The organism is Micromonospora sp. NPDC048063 (genome assembly GCF_043202855.1).
Taxonomy (GTDB): Bacteria; Actinomycetota; Actinomycetes; order Mycobacteriales; family Micromonosporaceae; genus Micromonospora.
Genome location: NZ_JBIDBG010000022.1, coordinates 40818 through 58570 on the forward strand (window position 1 = coordinate 40818; position 17753 = coordinate 58570).

At 67.6% G+C, this 17753-nt stretch carries 15 protein-coding genes; 6 read left to right on the top strand and 9 right to left on the bottom strand.

The features are described 5' to 3' along the window. Positions 1–417 precede the first annotated feature (417 nt). Positions 418–822 (top strand): hypothetical protein, encoded by a 405-nt coding sequence (locus ACGFZ2_RS30895; RefSeq protein ID WP_393459724.1) that lies wholly within the window; start codon positions 418–420, stop codon positions 820–822. Beyond that, positions 819–2360: a hypothetical protein gene (locus tag ACGFZ2_RS30900; RefSeq protein ID WP_393459727.1), complete on the top strand. Its 1542-nt coding sequence runs from the start codon at positions 819–821 to the stop codon at positions 2358–2360. The genes ACGFZ2_RS30895 and ACGFZ2_RS30900 overlap by 4 nt, the downstream gene beginning before the upstream one ends. 27 nt (positions 2361–2387) lie before the next feature. On the opposite strand, the gene ACGFZ2_RS30905 is transcribed toward ACGFZ2_RS30900, so the two are convergent. From ACGFZ2_RS30905 to ACGFZ2_RS30925, 5 genes are all read right to left on the bottom strand, one after another. After that, positions 2388–2708 carry a hypothetical protein gene (locus tag ACGFZ2_RS30905; protein ID WP_393459730.1) on the bottom strand — a complete coding sequence of 107 codons (321 nt, stop codon included), beginning with the start codon at positions 2706–2708 and terminating at the stop codon, positions 2388–2390. Between the two features lie 74 nt (positions 2709–2782). Further along, positions 2783–2974, bottom strand: a complete 192-nt coding sequence (locus ACGFZ2_RS30910; protein ID WP_393459733.1) for a hypothetical protein — start codon at positions 2972–2974, stop codon at positions 2783–2785. A gap of 235 nt (positions 2975–3209) precedes the next feature. Beyond that, complete coding sequence (locus tag ACGFZ2_RS30915; RefSeq protein WP_393459736.1) at positions 3210–4454, bottom strand: tyrosine-type recombinase/integrase; 1245 nt, start codon at positions 4452–4454, stop codon at positions 3210–3212. Continuing rightward, positions 4451–5215 (bottom strand): hypothetical protein, encoded by a 765-nt coding sequence (locus tag ACGFZ2_RS30920; protein ID WP_393459739.1) that lies wholly within the window; start codon positions 5213–5215, stop codon positions 4451–4453. Before ACGFZ2_RS30920 ends, ACGFZ2_RS30915 begins: the two co-directional genes overlap by 4 nt. After that, positions 5205–5609, bottom strand: a complete 405-nt coding sequence (locus ACGFZ2_RS30925) for a DUF6283 family protein (RefSeq protein WP_393459742.1) — start codon at positions 5607–5609, stop codon at positions 5205–5207. Before ACGFZ2_RS30925 ends, ACGFZ2_RS30920 begins: the two co-directional genes overlap by 11 nt. 495 nt (positions 5610–6104) lie before the next feature. Here ACGFZ2_RS30925 and ACGFZ2_RS30930 point away from each other — a divergent pair, with 495 nt between their 5' ends. The 3 genes from ACGFZ2_RS30930 (at position 6105) to ACGFZ2_RS30940 (ending at position 10085) form a co-directional block, all read left to right on the top strand. Continuing rightward, positions 6105–7973, top strand: a complete 1869-nt coding sequence (locus tag ACGFZ2_RS30930; RefSeq protein WP_393459745.1) for a hypothetical protein — start codon at positions 6105–6107, stop codon at positions 7971–7973. Positions 7974–8497: 524 nt separating this feature from the next. Beyond that, positions 8498–9049: an RNA polymerase sigma factor gene (locus ACGFZ2_RS30935; protein WP_393459748.1), complete on the top strand. Its 552-nt coding sequence runs from the start codon at positions 8498–8500 to the stop codon at positions 9047–9049. 1 nt (position 9050) lies between these two features. Then, entirely contained in the window at positions 9051–10085 is a 1035-nt protein-coding gene (locus ACGFZ2_RS30940; protein WP_393459750.1) for a CU044_5270 family protein, read from the top strand. Positions 10086–10160: 75 nt separating this feature from the next. On the opposite strand, the gene ACGFZ2_RS30945 is transcribed toward ACGFZ2_RS30940, so the two are convergent. After that, positions 10161–10754, bottom strand: a complete 594-nt coding sequence (locus ACGFZ2_RS30945) for a peptidase inhibitor family I36 protein (RefSeq protein WP_393459753.1) — start codon at positions 10752–10754, stop codon at positions 10161–10163. A gap of 771 nt (positions 10755–11525) precedes the next feature. Here ACGFZ2_RS30945 and ACGFZ2_RS30950 point away from each other — a divergent pair. After that, positions 11526–12401, top strand: a complete 876-nt coding sequence (locus ACGFZ2_RS30950; RefSeq protein WP_393459756.1) for a DUF6545 domain-containing protein — start codon at positions 11526–11528, stop codon at positions 12399–12401. On the opposite strand, the gene ACGFZ2_RS30955 is transcribed toward ACGFZ2_RS30950, so the two are convergent. The 3 genes from ACGFZ2_RS30955 to ACGFZ2_RS30965 all read right to left on the bottom strand — a co-directional run bounded on the left by ACGFZ2_RS30955 (position 12384) and on the right by ACGFZ2_RS30965 (position 17717). Beyond that, positions 12384–14681: an EAL domain-containing protein gene (locus ACGFZ2_RS30955; RefSeq protein WP_393459759.1), complete on the bottom strand. Its 2298-nt coding sequence runs from the start codon at positions 14679–14681 to the stop codon at positions 12384–12386. The genes ACGFZ2_RS30950 and ACGFZ2_RS30955 overlap by 18 nt on opposite strands. Before the next feature lie 559 nt (positions 14682–15240). Then, positions 15241–16068 (bottom strand): SAM-dependent methyltransferase, encoded by an 828-nt coding sequence (locus tag ACGFZ2_RS30960; RefSeq protein ID WP_393459762.1) that lies wholly within the window; start codon positions 16066–16068, stop codon positions 15241–15243. Positions 16069–16421: 353 nt separating this feature from the next. Then, positions 16422–17717, bottom strand: a complete 1296-nt coding sequence (locus ACGFZ2_RS30965) for a helix-turn-helix domain-containing protein (RefSeq protein ID WP_393459765.1) — start codon at positions 17715–17717, stop codon at positions 16422–16424. Positions 17718–17753 lie beyond the last annotated feature (36 nt).

Sequence of the window (17753 nt, forward strand, 5' to 3'; positions counted from 1 at the left end):
AACCACGCCCGGCTCGGGTAGCTGACCCTCCGTCGTAGGGATGCCCCCTGGCACAGGCCTGCGGCACGTCGCCGCTCAACTCGTAAACGACGCGGTGCCGCACCGCCGTTGAGTCAGGATGAGCCCGAGCCCAGGTCACCACGGCACGAAGCGCCGCCACGGTGTCCACTCGGCGGGCCGATGGCCGTCCGGCAGCTCGCCCCGGCCGCCACCGGATCTCCACCTCCCAGCGCCGTACCCACTCAGACACGCAAGAAGGCTATCGAACAAGCGTTCGATGAGCATCCCCTACCGGCTGGTGTCGCTGTCGCATCGGAACTGCGACGAGACTGCCGCCGGCCGTGGCCGGGGGCGGAGGTTGTCCACAGGCAGATTACTTCCCTTGATGAGACTTCTGTGCCGGCGGATAATATAGGAGTGGTAAATGACTTGATTGCGGAGAGTTTAAGCGCCATTGCTACGGTCAGCTCACCTGACGACGCGAAGTTCCAATCCGCTCTCCTGCTGTCGTACAACGTGTGCATGGAAGCTGCGGACCGCGATGAGGTCCACGGGGATAGGTGGACCTTCGCTGGCCTGGCTATTCACGACTCCTACGATCGTCTGACCCGCGAACTGTCAGGCGACCTGGTGACGGTCGGCAGTCCGATAACCGGTGCGCTCGAACCCGACGAGGCTCGCGCCCAAGCAGTGGACCTGGTCGCTGGCCTGGCGACGCTGGCCGCGACTGCTGCCACGTCGGAATCCCACTCCCCGTGGCGACGGATGGTGTGGTCCTCGGTCGCGACTTACCTGGACATAGCTTTACGGGAGCTGCGGTGACCTACGGCCAGCTCTTAGAGCAAACCGCTTCGGCCGTAGCGCGGGTTCAGGCGCTGCTTCGCGACCCGCCGAGAGCAACCACCGCAGATTGCCTCGCGGTCGCTATAGCCCGCACCAACCTTTACCGGGCGATCGAAAGGCAAGTCGATCGCCTCGGAGGGCCTGAGTACAGGGCGGAGTTTCCACAGCAACTACGAATGGCAACCGGTGAAAGCCGACTGGCCGCTCCCTTGCAGCAGCCCTCGGCACATCCCGTTGCTCAAGCTTACCAAGAAGCGGCGCACGCAATCAGGGCCGCAAGTGATGTCCTCAACTCGCATTTTCATGCCAACACGGGCGAGCCTATATCATCCGAAGGGTTTGCCATCAAGGCAGGCGTTGAACGCTACCAGAATATCGGGGCGCTAGCGCAGCTCGCCAAAGCGGCAAGTGAGTCGGACGGTCCGCTGGCCCAATGGCTGCGCAAATCGTCCGCAGAGGTAAGTCTGCCGATAGTTGAGAAGGCCGTCATCGACGCCGAGGGTTCATTCAGCGCACTGCAACACGCGGCCACCGCAGCAATACCACGGCCCAGCGCAGCGGCAACGTCCAGCCTTCAGCAAATGGGCCCCCCGCCTCTGGTGGATGACGCATCAGGGTGGAACACCATCCAAACCCCACGCGACTTCATCGCAACCCTTGACGCCGCCCGGACCTGGCTCGTGCAGAACCGCACCACCCTTACCGCAAGCGACTTACGATCGCTGGCTCGAACTGCCATGGCTCTCACCTATGAAGCCGACTACCTCATCGGGATCGGTTCAGACGCCGCAGGCGTCACACATGTCGTCCGGTCAACCACCACGACGCAACTCGCGGCCACATGGCGTCGCACCGCACGCGCCGCCGATCAGCTTCACAGCCTGGACAGGCCCGAGCCCGGGGCCGGGCCCGCCATCCTCGCGAGGGCCGAAGAGTGGCTGCGCGGTCACGTCCGGGATGACGGGAGTTGGCGGCGCTGGTCTGACCTGCGGCTGGGCATCGACGTCGCCGCCTGGAAGGGCATGGGACAGGACCTGACAGCCCGACTGCCTGACATCGCGACACTGGTCAACCGTGGTGCCCGTGTGGCACTTCACCGCGGCCAGATGTACGAACAGCTTCCGGCTGGTGCCGTTGAAATGATCCGACGAAGTGGTTGGTCCCGGGCAAGCGCCTACCAGGGAAAAGGCTTTGACCTTGCGCTGGCAGCTAGCCAGCTACGGCAACACTCGATGGCTTTTGCTGCGGAGGCCGGCGTAGCGCCAACGCCAGGACTGCATGAGGCGGATCCCAGCAATCAAGCTGGACGGAATGAGGTGAGGGCGAGACTGCGGCGCATTGCCGCTACGCCAGCTATCGGCCCCAAGGCGGATGATCAACCTGCTCGGCAGCGGAGAGAGGAAACCACACGTTCAGCCCGTTCTCGCGTAGAGAGTGAGGACCGCGTTGCTGAAAGACGTAAGCTCGAAGCCAGTAACAGGACCATCACTACCGAGGCAAGAACGCTCGGCGGCTAATCCGTCGGGGTGATTCCGGCAGCATACTTACTCTTCAATCGGCAGTATGGGACCGCCCTCGTCGAGCCCTGCGTACAAAGCAGGAACCGCCGTCAACACATCGCAGTCGTGCCACACCGCAGCCAACACCGCTGACGCCGCATCTGCTCGACCGATGACCTCATGGGTGGACGTGCCAAGGGAGCGCCACTCTTCCGCCGGCAGATCGAGCAGCACCGTCGCCGAATGGTTCGCCAGCAGAGTAAGGCGGGCCTCATCACGGGCCAGTCGGCTCGCCTCAGCCAGACACAGCACGGGCAGGCCGGTGAGCCCTTCCTCGTCATCCACCTCGGCGATCAGCTCGCCCACCGGAACCGAGCCAGCCGTGAAAGCAACGATCGCCGAGGTGTCCAGAACCAGGCGAACCGGACGGGATTGACCGCTCACGCAGCGCGCTGAGGATCGACGCCGAGCTGCTTACGCCACGTTGCCCGCAGCTCGGGCGTGCGACGAGCCGCAGCCTCAGAGAGCCGCCGCCGGGCACGCTCCTTGCCTTCCTCAGTCACCGGGATGCCGACCGAGGCGAGCTGCGCCGTCGTGTCGTCATGCACGCCGGAGGGCTCGGAGTTCGTCATGCAGTCATGATACAGCTCACCCTGCATACGGGTAGGCAGCACGGCGCCACCTCTGGCACCAGCAGGAGGTCAGCCCTGGCCTCCATGAGCTTCTCCAGACGGTGAGGTGTCGGGGTTGTTGTCGGGATGCAATGAACGGTTGTCGGGATCCATCCCGACAGCGCCAAGGCATGGCCCTGTGGTGATGCCGACGGCATCACCACAGGGCCATGCCTTGGCCACCCCCGATTCCTGTCTACGCCAGAACATGACCGGGCCATCGCACCGTCTCCAGCGCCAAGGCATAGACGGCCTGTTGCGCCGAACCGTCGAAGGCCCTGCGGATGTAGCGGCCGGTGGTGCCGGTGGTGTGACCGAGGACTCGGGCGGTAACCGGTTGTGGCACGCCGGCTTCGTCCGCCGCGGTGGCGAAGCCCGCGCGAAGACTGTGCCCGGCGAGGGCGTCGACGACCTCTGGTGGTTGGCCGGCGGCGGCTGCGGTGATTTTGACAGCGCGCGCGACGTGCCGGTCGGTCAGCGCGGTGGCACGGACCCGGGCGCCGGCGGTGATGCCGGACAGGAGCGGGATGTCGCCGGCGCGGCGGCGGCCAGGTCGGTGCAGGTGCTCGCGGCGCCCGGCGGCGTCGAGCCAGGTCAGGGTGGCGCGGACCGGGCACAGCCAGGCCACCTTGTCGGGGGCGTAGGGGATGTCGATGCGGCGGCCGCGGCCGGTCTGGTCGGCCTTGCTCTTGGCGACGAGTACCCGCAGCCCTTCGGGCACCAGCTCCAGGTGGTTGACGGGCAAGCCGGTCAGCTCCTCGCGGCGCAGGGCGGCGGCGAAGCCGAGAGTGAGTAGGCAGTAGTCGCGCAGGGCGGCGAGGTGGACGCGGCGCTCGTCCAGCGTCGGTTGTGCGCTGATGGCGGTGGTGGGCAGGGTGGCGAGCATGGCGGCTAGCAGCGGTAGCCGGACCGGGCTTTTCTCCTCGGTGGGCCGGCCGTGGACGCGGCGTAGGCCGTCGCGGATGCGGCGTAGCCGGGGGTCGTCTGTGGGCGGAAGGAAGCCGGCCTCGATGTGGCGGTCGCGGATCGCGGCGAGGCGGCCGTCGATGGTGGACACGGCAAGGCCGTCGCGGCCCATCTGCCCGAGGTACAGGGCGACGACCTCGACGGGGGTGGGCGGGCCGAGGGGAAAGCCGAACTCGCCGCACCAGCCGCCGAAGATTGCCCAGCCGGTGTCGTACTTGCGGATGGTCTCCGGGGCGCGGGAGGCCTCGCCGTAGCGGGCGACGTCGCGGGCCAGCTCCCGCAGCAGGTCGAGGTCTGCGTCGGCGCGGGGGCGGTGGGTGGCCAGCCAGCGCTCCAGGTCCAGCCGCCGCGCGCCGGGTTCGGCGGCCGTTGGGGTGGGCGGGTCGACCAGCTCGCCGTGCAGCACGACGTCCGCATCGTCGGCGTCGCCGGGCTGGCGGGGCACGGGCGGGGTGACGCGGGCGAGGTCGCTCACGCCTGCGCCGGGGTGTCGGCCAGCGCCAGGTCGCGGGCATCGACGGCGTGCACGGCGGCGTCGGGCGGTAGGTCGCCGGCTGGGCGGCCGATCAGCGCGGTCGCGCCGAGGTGGCGGGCGAGGGCAAGGGTGGACCGCTCCCCCGCGGCGGTGACGCCGGCCCGGGTCAGCGCGAAGCCGATGATGCGCAGCGGCGCCCACCCGCCGGACTCAAGTCGCGGAGATCGGACGCCGAGGGCCGCCAGGACGTCGCACACCCCGGCGTAGGAGCAGGGCTGCTCGACGCCCTCGATCGGCAGGCCGGCGGCGATCATCGTCTCCAGCAGTTCCTCAGCCACGGCGTCGGTGATGATGACCCGGGGCAGCAGCGCCACTAGGGCCTCGGCGGCTGGGTCGCCGTCGAGCAGGGCGAGCAGCGGCGCGGTGTCGCAGACCAGCGGGCCCTCGTCGGGCAGCTGCGGCGGCAGGTCGACCGGGGTTGGGGCCGGCGGGCGGCCGGCGGGCTGGCGGTGCAGCGCGGCCGTCAGCGACGGGTAGGTCGAGTGGGTGGCCAGCGCGGCGGCGAGGTTGGCGCGCAGCCGCTCAAGCGCGGCGGCCGGGGTGGCGAGCACCAGCTCGCCGGGCCGGTCCCCGCGCACGACAACGACTGGGCCGCCGGTGATGCCGGCGGCATCGGCCAGCGGCGTCGGCAGGGTCACCCGCCGCCGTGTGTCCACGGTGGAGGCGCGGGCGGCTTCGCCTCTGCTCAGCTCAGGCCTCATCGCGCACCACCAGTAGCGTGCCGGGGGGAACCGGGGAGTCCGGGCCGACCGCATCGATCATCTCGGCGTAGCTGTCCCACAGCGGCGGCCAGTCACCGCCGGGCTCCAGCGCCGCCGGGTCGATCAGTCCCCAGAGGATGCCGAGACGCACCAGCGGGTGGGTGGCGCCGACGACCGCGAGGTGCCCGGCGCACAGGTGCTGGCCGCCGGCCGCGGCGTGGCAGGCGAACAGGGTGCCCAGCGCCGCGAGGGGGTCGGCGTCGTCGGGCTTGCCGAAGCCCGGCTCGCGCGGCACGGTGCCCTCGGCGTATTCGGTCAGGTTGGCGTACCGGTACCGGTCGGCGTTGTCGCGTCGCCAGGGGCAGGGACGGCACGGGCGGGCGCAGTTCTGCACCGCGGGTGACTCCCCGTCTCTTACCCCCGCCGACGGGCCGGTGGGTGAATCGACGGGATCGGGGCCGCCATCTCGTGACGGGGCTTCAGGCGCGGCCGGGGGCTTGCTCAGGCGCGGGGGCATGGTCGGGACTCTAGCCCAGACAGGACTATCCGTGGGAGAGCCACCGAGCACGCCCCCGCTGCCATCCACTCCCCTGACCGGCATGCCCGGCCCCTCCCTTGTAGGGGGTGGGTGCGTTTCGGACCGTGGGGCACATACGTACCGCTGAGTAAGGTCCGGGAATGTTCCGTTCTCGGACCTAACTCGACGCCCGCCGCCCAGAGGGCTGGCACCCCTCACCGGTGGCACCGACGAGCGGCCTTGATGCACCCGCAGAGCGCCTTTCCGCACGTAATGAGCGAATAGCAGCCCTGCGAGGGTTGGAAAAGCGCTCGCCCTCGGATACGGTGTCCGTCTATAGGTCGACTGAGGACACATCCCTTGGGAGTGAACATGGCACGAGGCGGCGAACCCCGATACACCCTCGCCCAGTACGCGCGGCGGGTCGGCATCAGCGACAGCCGCGCCCGGGCGCTGCTGGGCGCCGGGCGGCTGGCCGAGCCCGACGGTCACGACCCGGACGGGCGGCCGTACTGGCACGCCCGCACCATCGACAGCTGGTGCCGACGCACCCAGCGGCCGGTGCCGGACGACGCTGACTGGCCGATCGGGTGGGAACCGGCCGACGCGCCCGTGCCGATCATCGAGCGGCGCGACCTGGTGGTGGACGAGCACGACCCGCAGACCGTGTCGGTGATCGTCTACGACACGCCTCACGGCCACGTGGTCTACGTCATGCGGCACAACGACTTCGGGCTGAGCGCCGAGGCGGCGGCGCGGGTAGCCGCCGAGGTGCTGCACCCGGTGTTCTGGGCCGACGCCGTGGTGCTCGTTCCCGAGGCGATCCTGTTCGGCACCGACGAGGAGCACCACAGCATCGAGGCGTTCCGGCTGCGGGCCCCGCACACCGAGGCGGCGGCCGTCAGCTGGCTGCCCCGGTTCCTCACCGGCCTGGCCCCGGCCGCGCACGAGCAGCCGGTACAGGTGGATCCCCGCCGGGTGCAGACCACCCACATCGGCTACGTCGACGCCAGTGAGATTCAGCAGGTCCTCGGTCGGCCGGTGCCGCTGTGGTACTACCGCACCTGCAACCCCGACGCGGTCCGGCTCATGCAGGCCTACGGCGAGTCCGGCACCATCACCGTCCCCGACACCACCACCGACTGGCCCGCCACCCGCGACCGGATGGCCGCCGCCGTCAACGCGGAGCTGCACCGGCGGTACCCGCACGCCGTCGGCCTCCTCGCCGCCGAGGCCATGCAGACCCTGCGTGAGGAGCAGACTCGCCACCGCACCAGCCGCGACCGCGGCAACGGCTGGTATATCGTCGCCCGCCCGGCCCGCCCCGACTGGCCCAGCATCGAGGTCGAGCACGCGGTGGCCACCGCCTTCGCCGCGTCCCGCGAGCCGGACGCTCTGGCTGCGGAGCTGCCCGCGCTGCGTGAGGAGGAGGCCGACCTGCCCTGGGACTCGCCGGTGGCCGACGCGCTGTGGCACACCGCCCGCCTCGCCGGGGTGACACTGCACCGCAGTCACCCCGAGGTCGTCTTCGCCGCGTTGACGCGGTGCACCGTCAGCGGCGCCGGGCCGGTGCTCGACCAGTGGCGCAAGACGCTCCAGCCGCTGAGCGACGCCGAACGCGACCAGCTGCTCGCCGCGCCGACGCGGCGGCTGGCCCGGCTGCTGGTGCTGGAAACCAACATCGACACCATCCGTGAGTACCGCATGATCGAGCGCGCGGTCGCCGAGGCGGCCGGGCTCTACCGGGACTCGGCCGGTCGACTCATCGTCGAGGACAGCGACCCCGCCCCCGGCGAGAAGTCCTACAGCGCCGAGTGGCCCACCAACCTGCCCGACGGATGGGGCGAGCAGACCGTCATCGCCAGCGACGGCGGCCGGCCGGCGGCCGTGTTCGCCCTGACCCCGCGCCCCGACGGTCGCATGCAGGTCGACCCGCTGCCCAACCCGGGCAGCGAGCCCGGCTACACCTGGGGCTACTCCGGCAGTGGCCCTCGCGCCCTGTATCGGGCCCTGGTCCGCTGCGCTCTGCGGGACTGGAACGCTGACCTCGACCAGGGCACCTGGCTGGTCTCCCTGACCAACGCCTGGCGACAGCCGGAGCGCAGCCCCCTGTGGGCCTTCATTCTCAAGCACCAAGGGGCGCTGCGGATGCCGTGGCCCCAGGTCATCGAGTGGGCACAGCAGGACCTTACGACTCTGACCAGCCGGGCGGCCGCGGCTCAAACACCCGAACAGCCGTAGGTGATGCCGGCGGCATCGACATCGGCGGACCGCTCCGGGCTTCAGCGTCTAGCCGCTGGTCGGCGCCACTAACGGTCCCGTTCTTGGGTCCGTAAGGGGCAGGCATGCAACTGGCGCTTACCGCTGCGGGGTTGGCTGAATTGATTCGGGCGGCCCGAAATGCCAGTCCGGGTAGACCTGGCCATCCGCCGTGCAGAGACGGTGCCATCGGTCACCTGTCGTTGGACCCGGACGCGACGCTGCGGGGCGGCAACGTCTGGGAAGCCATCGCAGCCGGTGGTGCCCAACTCGCGCCACCCCCGCTACCGGACATGCCCCTCGGGAGGGGCGCCGTAGTCGTGATGTGGTGCCGGACTCGACGTGTTCACGGCTCGTGGCAGCTGTATGCGGCAGGGGTGTCAGCATCGCAACGGCGCTGGTCAAACAGGTGCTCGGGATGTGGGCAGTGGCGTTCGCGGGTGATTCGCTCGTTGCTGTGTGTGATGTCTTGGCTGGTGCCGGACACAAGCACAGTAGGAGGTGCCATGGACGGCGCGGAGAATCGGTTCACCGAGTTGTACGAGCGTCATCACGGTGATGTGTGGCGGTACGTGGCTCGGCGGGTCGTCGGGTCTGACGTCGGCGATGTTGTTGCCGAGGTCTTTCTGGTCGCCTGGCGGCGTCTGGGCGATGTGCCGTCGGAGTCTGCGTTGCCATGGCTGTACGGGGTGGCTCGGCTGGTGCTGGCCAACGAGGCTAGAGGTCGCCGGCGGTGGCGGGAGTTAACGCTGCGGGTTGCGGCGGAGCCGGACCAGTCGATGGTGGTGGATCACGCGGATGAGGTGATCAGCCAGCGTGACGTCGCGGTGGCCTTCGGCCAGTTGGCCGGAGCGGATCAGGAAATTCTGCGGCTGGTGGCTTGGGAGCGCCTGACTGCCGCGGAGGCAGCGGTCGTTCTCGGATGCTCGCGGGCGACGTTCGCAATGCGGCTGATGCGCGCCCGCCGCCGGCTTCGGGCGCACCTGGATGGTGTGGTCAGCGTCGAGGCGGGACGGACGCCGAGGTCGGCGCCGTCGATGTCGAATTGGGGTGGATGAGATGAAGGCCGCCGATGAGGTGCGTCAACTGTTGGGCACCTTGGATCCCGCACGGGACAGCCTGCCCGTGGACGAGAAGCAACGGGCGCGGGATCTGGCGCAAATTCTGGTATCGGATCGAACCATGGGCACTGCCGGACGGGTGGTCCCGCGGCGTCGTCTCGTGTTGGCGGCTGGCGCGGTGGTGCTGGCGGTGGCTGCGGGCGCGGTTGCGCTTGAGACGGCTCGGGAGCCGCAGCCGGCCTACGCCGCCACCCCCGGGGTCCTCACCTACGGTCCGCCGGCGAGCACGGAACCGGCCAGTGTTCGGCTGCGGCGTCTGGCGGAGGTGGCAGCGGGACAGCCGGCACCAGAGCGGCCGGCGGGCACCGCGGAGCACCTCGCGTCGGCGAACTGGTTCCTGAATTCCTCGATTTCCGGCAGGCGGACGACGTCTGCTGTCGTGCCCGAGCAGTGGCGGTCCTGGCGGGTCGACAGCGGCGCCGTTCGGATGGTCAAGAAGGCGCTGCCCCCGACGTTCCGCTCTGAGGCTGACCGCCGGGAGTGGCAACGGCGGGGTGGCCGGACTGACTCTTCGGAGGAGGTGCACGATTACGCGCCGGGCGAGTTCTACAGCCGCTGGGGGGGCGCGGTACCTACGGACGCCGCCGCGCTCCGCGGCTGGCTAACCACCGGCGCGTCCGCGCACGAAGCGCCGGTGCAGTACTTGGAGGACATCGCCGAGCTTGCCGGCGTGCGGCTGCTGAACCCAGCGCAGCGCGCGGCGACGCTCAGGCTCTTGGCTGATCTACCGGGCATTACGGTGAGCGGGACCGTCACCGACCGCGCCGGGCGCATCGGGGAGGCGTTTTCGATCACGTCCGATGCCCACGGCCTGCCCGCCCAATACACCGTGATCGTCGATCCTGCGTCCGGCGCGTTGCTCGGGTACGAGGCGGTGTTGACCGAGAGGGCGGGCATGTTGAACGTAACAATCCCCGCGGTGATCACCTATCGGTCATACCTGGTCGCCGAGTACACCGCCATGCCCCGCTGAGACGAGTTCGGGTGGGTGGCGTCTCCAGGACGCCGCCCACCCGACGATCGAGATACTGCTGATCCGGTCAGCGCATCAGCCGTGGATGTCCTCGGCCCGGTCGTTGTAGCTGCCCAGGTTCCCTGACGCCGTGCAGTCGGTCATCTGGAGGTTGTTGCCCGCGCCGTCGCCGAGGGTGCCAGTATCGGTGCCCGAACACCCCCCTAGGATCTCGTTTCCGCCCTGGTTGTTCGTGTACGACGACGTCATGTCCACGAACCCCCAGTTGTCCAGGTCGTGCCAGTACTCGTCGTTGAAACTGAGCTTGCGACCCCCGAAGCTTGCGTGCTCGTAGATGCACAGCCAGTCCTCGTCACACCCGTTCCAATCGAGGGTGCCAATAGGACCGCCGGCACCTCGCGACGTGCTGGTCGACGTGGCGAGAGAAGCCAGGTCGGCCTTCTCCTCTTCGCGGGAGGCGTAGCAGCGCACCTCCGTGCGCGACAGGACGGCGCATGCCTGCGCCCCCTCCCAGCTCTTGGACAGGTCGATGGTGCGCCCCTGGAACGAGGCGAGCGATGTCTCGCCCGGTGCTTGACTGGACGGGCTGGCGTTAGCCGGGCTCGCGAGTCCGGTTACGCCGAGAGCGACGACTACCGTGCTGGCGAGTAGTCTGATACGTGTCCTCATGGAACCTCCTCTGGACAGGAAATGAGGGCGACAGCGGCTGCGGTGTGGCTGCACCACGGCTGCGAACTGTCCGTCTCTCCTGCGGCTCACCCGTTGGAGAGACGGACAACCTGTTTCCGAAGCTAGACCTTGGCGCGATGCCGACGCGACCCCGTCGCAGGGGTAGACGGGGTTTTGCTCCGAAGGTCGCAACTTGCACGTTTGGTAGTTTGTTGGCCCCGGAGCGTGAGCAGGAGCGCCTCTGTCGATTGCGTGGCATCACAAACGGTGGATCCGATCCCGTCAGGCGGAGCAGTGGCTCCGGCGTGCGGGCGACACCGGCGGTACCGAGGCGATGAACAACCTGGGTGCCCTGTAGGCGGGGCGACGACGAGCAGGCCGAGAGATAGCACTACCCGTGCCATAGCCGAACCGATGCCGAGCAGCATGCCAGCGGGGCCCATCGACGAGCTGCCCACATGTCCCGGACATCAGCCGCGCTGGCCAACCCGATTTGCCGGCGAGTTGATGCCGCCGGCATCACCCGCCCTATCGCGGCATGCCTGCCAGGATAGGGGAGCTGCTGTTGACCTGTCGGACGCTACACTCTGACCCTTAGTCCGGCACTGACTGTAGTGTCAGGAGGTGTGGATGCTCTGGGCTCGGGCGCGTCTCGCGCGGCGTCTCCGTGAGGCCGGTGTCCCGCCACCGCCTCCCCCCTACACGGTGGACGCCTGGTGTGAGGCCATCGGACGCGTCCGCAACCGCCCCCTGCGAATCCAGAGTCTGCGGTTGGGAGTAGATGTCCCGCCCGGCCTGCTCGTCAAGCTGGCTCTGGCCGATTACATCGTCATCGATTCCGCTCTGCCCGCGCTCGCTCGGACGCAGACCGTGCTGCATGAGGTCGCGCACCTCGTGCTCGACCACGATGGCGATGCGCTGCATGCCGATGCCGATCCCGCTGTCGAGGCTGAGGCCGAGTTGGCTGCGGACCTGCTGTACCGACAGATGGCCCACGCCGCAGCGGCTGCGGCGCCTGTGGCGTACGAGCCGGCAGCGTCCCGGCCATTCCGCCTGCCGTGCTGGCCGTCAGCCTGGTGGAAGGACCGGCGCATGGACTGGCACGTCAGCCAACTGTGGATGACGCTACGCGCCGTGTCCGACATCACGAGCGACAGCCCCAACACTGCGGTGCAGATGCCGGTGGAGGTGGGCGGCAGCCGTCAGCGTTACCGCAGAGTCATCGAGGTCCATGACGCGCTGCGGTCGCTACGCCCATGGTGCTGCCAACAGGTGCACATCAGCGCGACCAAACGCGCGCAGCGCTACCGGTTGGACCCTGCCGATGTGGCAGCCGTTGCGGAGGCTGCGACGATCGCTGTTGCGCTACGCCGCCGCCAAGCGGCACTGCCGCCTGTCCCCGGCGGTCCATACATGTCGGTCAAGCCTCACAGCCTGCAAGATGTGCGGGCAGAGGCCCGCCGCCTAGCCCGCGTGGCACGTGCGTTGCATGACTCGCCTCTGGTCGCCGCGGAGGTCGCCCGGTGGGTACCGGTGGTCCCTGTGCGCGATGCCAGCCGCAGCGCGCCTATAGTCCGCAGTGTGGCGATTGCGTCTCTATCTCGCGAGGGGGCACCGAGAGGCAGTCGATCAGCCAGCGCGGTGTAGCCGGACGACCCGCCCCCCGGTGCGCAACGCCGTCGGCTGCCAAAGCGCCGCATGGCGCCGGACCTGACTGGCGAACATCTCGCCACCAACCAGCGGACCGCTGCCCAGGGTGCAACCGAGCGAGGCCAGCTCCCGTCGCTCCTCCTCGGCTGCGATCCCTGGCGCAATAACCGAAAGGTCCAGATCGATGGCGACATCGACCGCCGCGCGGATGACCGAACGCGCCGGCCGCCAGCCCGCGTCCAGCGCATATGCGGCGTGCACGCGCAGGTAGCTCCAAGCCGCCGCGTTGAGCGAGTCGATGCTGCTTTGGGTGCTGCCGTAGTTCTCCAGCAACAGCCGAACTCCATACTGCCGGACCTTGTCGGTCGCTTCACGCGTGTGTAGGTCGGTGGGCTGATTGAGCGCGAGCACTAGCGACGAGCCCGGCACGGCATGCTCATGCAACAGGTCACGCAAGCCTTCGGCGAAGTTCGGCGTCAGGGCACGAGCTGGTACGGGCACGATCAAAGCCGCGTGTGGCAACACATCACGCCATGTCGATGCAGCAGACAAGGACCGTATGACCACCGCCCGCGCTAGGGTTTCTAGGTACTCCTGGTCATCGACGAGCTGGTATACGTACTCGTCCGCGGCAAGCACGTCGTGCCGCGAGTAAAGCCAGCGCGGCACGGACTGCACCATCGTGATCCTGCCGGATACCAGGTCGACGATCGGCTCAAACGATATCGACATCCGAGCGTCCGACAGCTCCTGCGCCAGCGACGATCCGCGTACGGGCCCCGCCTGGTACGACACCAGCCTGTCCTGGCCTCGCCGGATGGCCCTCCACATCACTCGTTCGGCTGCGTCGAGGAGACCGACGGCGTCTTCGTGGCCACTGGAGGCCATCCCTGCGCTGGCTCGAACCGCAACGGAGCCCCTATCGAGCCGAACGCCGCGACGGAGGGCCGCCACCGCCCAGCACGCCCGCTGGTATGCGGCATCCGCCGTGACGCCCCACATCACAAGGGCGAACTCCGCGTCACCGACGCGAGCAACGGCCGAGGCGGTATCCCTCGTCACGTTGTTCAGCCGCACCGCGAGCTCGTTGAGCAGTTCCAGAGACTGGTCTCGACCGATCGCGTCGACCAGGAAGTGGTAGTTCTCCAAGCGGATAGCCACGACGTGGGCCGGGCTGGCGGAGGTCTCGGCCATACGGCTCAGCAAGGCGGCTCGGTTCGGCAACGATGTGTCTGGGTCGTGAGTCGCTGCCGTCTCGTGTCGTCGTGCCTCCTCGGCAAGCAAACCGTATGCGTGGGCCGTGTCCAGGCTCGTTGAAAGGGTCGCGGCGAACGCTCGCAGCGTGGCACGTTCGTGAGCCGGCAGGACACGGCGCGGGCCGCTGAAATACAGCCTTAGCTCACCGTGCAGGCTAGACGTGTCGCTCCCGATCTCGTACCGCATTGTCAGCCGCACATCGGAGGCATGACTCGGGACGTCAGCCGCAGGACCGTCGTAGACCACCCTGGCATCGCCGGCGTCGCCGCTGGCGCGTACCAGTCGTCTACCATCAGAAACCTCGATCTCCGCCGACTGAGCGTTCACCAGGTCCACCGCGCCGGCGGCGGCGGTATGCAGCACTACATCGAGGTCTCGCGCCGATAGCGCGTCACTCAACGCGGCAAGATGCTCCCACGCACGCCGCTCCTGGCGGATCCGCAGCCGAAAGGTAACGGCAAGGTGCAACGCGAGCATGAGAGCCGGTAGCGCTATCATGGCCCGCTTATCGAGGCCCGTCACGACCGTAACCGCCGCCGCCATAATGATCTCCGCGACACCGACGATAAGTCGCGTACGCCAGAGATACCGCAGCACCGTCAGGAACGGATTCATTGTCGCCCACCGCACGGCCATGGTGGTGACGCACTCCTCGAACACCAGCACTGCGACTGCCGCGACGATCAACCCGAGCAAATGACGCGGCAGGTTCAGATCCTCTGGCGCAGCGTCAAAACTGAGGCGGATGCCGAAGGCATACATCACCAACCCGGCTAACCCGGCGGCGACAATGTCCATGCTGGTGTTGTGGATTGTCTTGTGAAAGCCCGACGATTGTGGATACCGCGTCACCAAGCGCGCTGCGGTGACGCCAACCGCGGTGCACAGAATGACCCATGGTGCCGGCAGTGCCGTTGCGCACACCAAGCATGCGGTCGGTGTTAAGGTGATTCGGATCGGCATCTGCGACGGCAGTGGCACGGAGAAGGCGGCGCCCACTGCCATGAGGGCAGTGCCCATCAGTGGATATGCAAGATCGCCGGGCGATGACGCGTGGATTGCAGCCCATGCTACGCAGGTTAGCGCCATCGCAGACACGGAGAGAGTTAGCAGAGCCAGCGCCCAACCGCCGCGCCGGTTTGACATGAATTAGTCCCCCATAGCTCACTCCGGGCTTCTTGCAAGTAGATCGACCACCCTAGCAGCCCAGAGGCAACTTTCATCCCCACTCGACGCCCTTGCGCACGGCGATCCCTCCCTCCGCTGAGCAACGCCCGGGAACGTATGACCGTGCATAGTCGGCTATCAACCATAAAGGGTCGTATCGGTCACCTTATGCACACTGCGGCACCTCGCTGTGACACAAAGTGGCCGACCGGCGCTATCTTGCGCTTACGAAGCGCTCGACGTTGAGCGGGGCTGGAGCATTCGCCCGGCGCGCTCACTGCGCCTGCCTGCCCCACTGGGCGGACAGCGCCGATGGCCTGCCCGCCCAGCTGTGACTGCTCAGGGCGGCGGTAGCCGGTGCCGGCCGCGAACTAACTTCGGCTGCTTCGGCTGTCTGGGAACTGCGCCTCCACTAGGGTTTGATAGCCACCCCACCGAGCATTGGCGACCGATCGGGCTGGTCGCAGTACGGATCACCATCGCCGGGGATCGGATGCCATGCTGAGGTGCGGGTTAGGCCGGGCTCCATTAGTTCAAAGCCATCAAAAAGTGGGAGTAGTTGTTCTGCTGATCGTAGCGTGACCTGAGTCGCAGCCTGTGTGCGGTATACGTCGATGCCAGTCTTAACAGGGCTGTCGCCGTGTCTCTCGGCGATAACAGGGCTGGCATGCGAGATCGCTAACGCGCTGCCCGCTGCGAGCTGGGCCTTCATTGGCTCGACAACGCCCAACAGCTGATCGTCTGGCACCTGATGTAGGACGCTGAAGTACAGCAGCGCTGTGGGTTGGTCCAGATCGATGATGTCCGCCAGGTCCGGCTCTTGTAGTGCGGTCAGCAACTGGTCCGGCCTATTGAAGTTGCCCTCTATCGCCCGGCAGTATGGATTACCGATCAGCATCTCGTTGGATACCATGACCGCAACTGGATCGATATCCACGTACAGAATTCTGCAATGCGGGTCGACGCTCTGAGCGATTTCATGCACGTTACCCTCAGTCGGGATACCCGACCCGATGTCAAGGAACTGTCGAAATCCTTGCGTTGCCAGCCTCCGCACAACGCGCCTGAGGAAGGTGCGGTTAGCGATAGCAATCGCCCGCGATTCCGGGACGGCCTGCAAAATGCGCTCGGCGGCCTCCCGGTCTGCCGGGAAGTTGTTCTTGCCTCCCAAAAAATAGTCATAGATCCGTGCGACAGTCGCACGGCCACTCATTGCATCGCTTTGGTTACGATCTGTCATTACTCCCCGACTCTGGCGTAGCGCTACGTGGCTCTCGACCTTTTTGGACAGTGAGGCTATCGCAGGCCCGATGCTTGAGGTGGGCGCAGCTTGGGGCCTCGGGGCTCCTCATGGCAGCATCAGCGAGCCGAGCAGCGTCTGGTGGCCCAGGCGGCGAACCGATCTCGATCCCTGAACGATGGCCTCGTCGTTGATGCCGGCGGCATCACTCGGGAACGAGTGTGAACTTCTCTGGTCGAGCCCGTGGGTTGGGTAACGGTGTTAGGCATCGGCCTCGCTCAAGACCGGGTCACGCCCGGGCGGCTGGGCTGAATGGCCGAGGGCTGTGCGGCGGCTGGACTGACCGAGTCAGCCTATGCGCGAAACAGGATCAGCCGCGCCACACCGAACTGGCTCAGGATGTCGCTGGCGAGATCCCGGCCGACGATACGCAGCACATCGGCATCGGCTGCCACCGGCGTCTCACCGACTACCGGCACGAATCGACGCACACGCTGGGAACCCCGAACCTGCTCGTACCGGCCATTATTGAACCCGCCCGCATACCGACCCAAGTCAACTGCCACCAGCGGCTTACTCGGGTCAGCTCTCCGCATCTCCGCCCGATACATCAACGGCGCCTGCCCGCCAAGGCTCCGCGCATACACCTCGGAAAGCGCCACGAAGTCCGCCGCGAAGGCCTCCACCATCGTGCACACCACCTGATGCTGGTCCTCAGGCAGCGCGCGTGCGCCCCAGCCCTCCGTCTCAAAGGCCATCACGAGCGACCCGTCGTGATGCAGCTCAGCATGCACGTACACCGACAGGTCGGGGTCTTCCTGCGCGGACGTCCTCCGCATGACCCAGCGGCGCAGCCCCACCCTCGGATTGAGGACCGCATCACCCAACTCGTGGATCGGAATCCAGCGATCGTCTGGCGACGCGCTCGGCAGCATGTCGAGGGTTCGCCCTAACGCGCTCTGCATTACCCCCTGTACGTCCTGACGGGTCGGCGGGCCGCTGACCAAACTCAACGGGGCCGTTGGAAGCGCTGCGGCTACAACCCACGACTTGGAGAGATCCAGCAGGTCGGCAGTCTCGTCCACCATCTCGGCGAGCCGCGTCGAGTCAGCCGCCCGCCGAGCGAAGCGGTCCGCGTACGCCCGTTCAAGATCCCGTTCCCGCATCCAGTGCGTTTCGGGGCCCGACCGGTAAGGCGCTCCAATCTGTTCCTTCTGGCCGATCAGGTGCGGGGCGTCCGCGCTTCGGGGCACCGACAACACCAGCACCGACAACGCCCCGTCCGCGCTCGTCAGGGGCACCAGGTCAAGGCCCGCGACGAGTGGATGGACCCGATTCGCCGCCAACGCCCTCAACCGCCGCTGCGCGCCCTCGGACGCGTCTACGCCGAGTACGGTTGTTGCGCGCCCCTTGCCGCGTTCCTCCGCGACGCCGTACACGATCAGACCGCCGCGGGTGTTCGCCATGGCCGCTACATCCTTGGCGAACTCCTCAAGCTGCTTCTCTTCCTTGCCGGGGAGGGTTTGCTTCCAGTCGAGGCTGTCTGTCTCGAACGCACCCTGTTCGACGGCTGCCTCGACGAGGTCGAAGTCCAGGTCGCGGGGCTGCTCGCCAAGCTGTTCGTGTATGGATGACCAACGTATCGCCACGATGGCAGAGGCTACTCGCCCAGGGCACAGCCAAGC

Coding starts and splice junctions, on each gene's coding strand:
- ACGFZ2_RS30910 (WP_393459733.1), bottom strand. CDS start 2,974: ATGACGAACTCCGAGCCCTCCGGCGTGCATGACGACACGACGGCGCAG.
- ACGFZ2_RS30920 (WP_393459739.1), bottom strand. CDS start 5,215: ATGAGGCCTGAGCTGAGCAGAGGCGAAGCCGCCCGCGCCTCCACCGTG.
- ACGFZ2_RS30930 (WP_393459745.1), top strand. CDS start 6,105: ATGGCACGAGGCGGCGAACCCCGATACACCCTCGCCCAGTACGCGCGG.
- ACGFZ2_RS30935 (WP_393459748.1), top strand. CDS start 8,498: ATGGACGGCGCGGAGAATCGGTTCACCGAGTTGTACGAGCGTCATCAC.
- ACGFZ2_RS30940 (WP_393459750.1), top strand. CDS start 9,051: ATGAAGGCCGCCGATGAGGTGCGTCAACTGTTGGGCACCTTGGATCCC.
- ACGFZ2_RS30945 (WP_393459753.1), bottom strand. CDS start 10,754: ATGAGGACACGTATCAGACTACTCGCCAGCACGGTAGTCGTCGCTCTC.
- ACGFZ2_RS30955 (WP_393459759.1), bottom strand. CDS start 14,681: ATGGGCACTGCCCTCATGGCAGTGGGCGCCGCCTTCTCCGTGCCACTG.
- ACGFZ2_RS30960 (WP_393459762.1), bottom strand. CDS start 16,068: ATGACAGATCGTAACCAAAGCGATGCAATGAGTGGCCGTGCGACTGTC.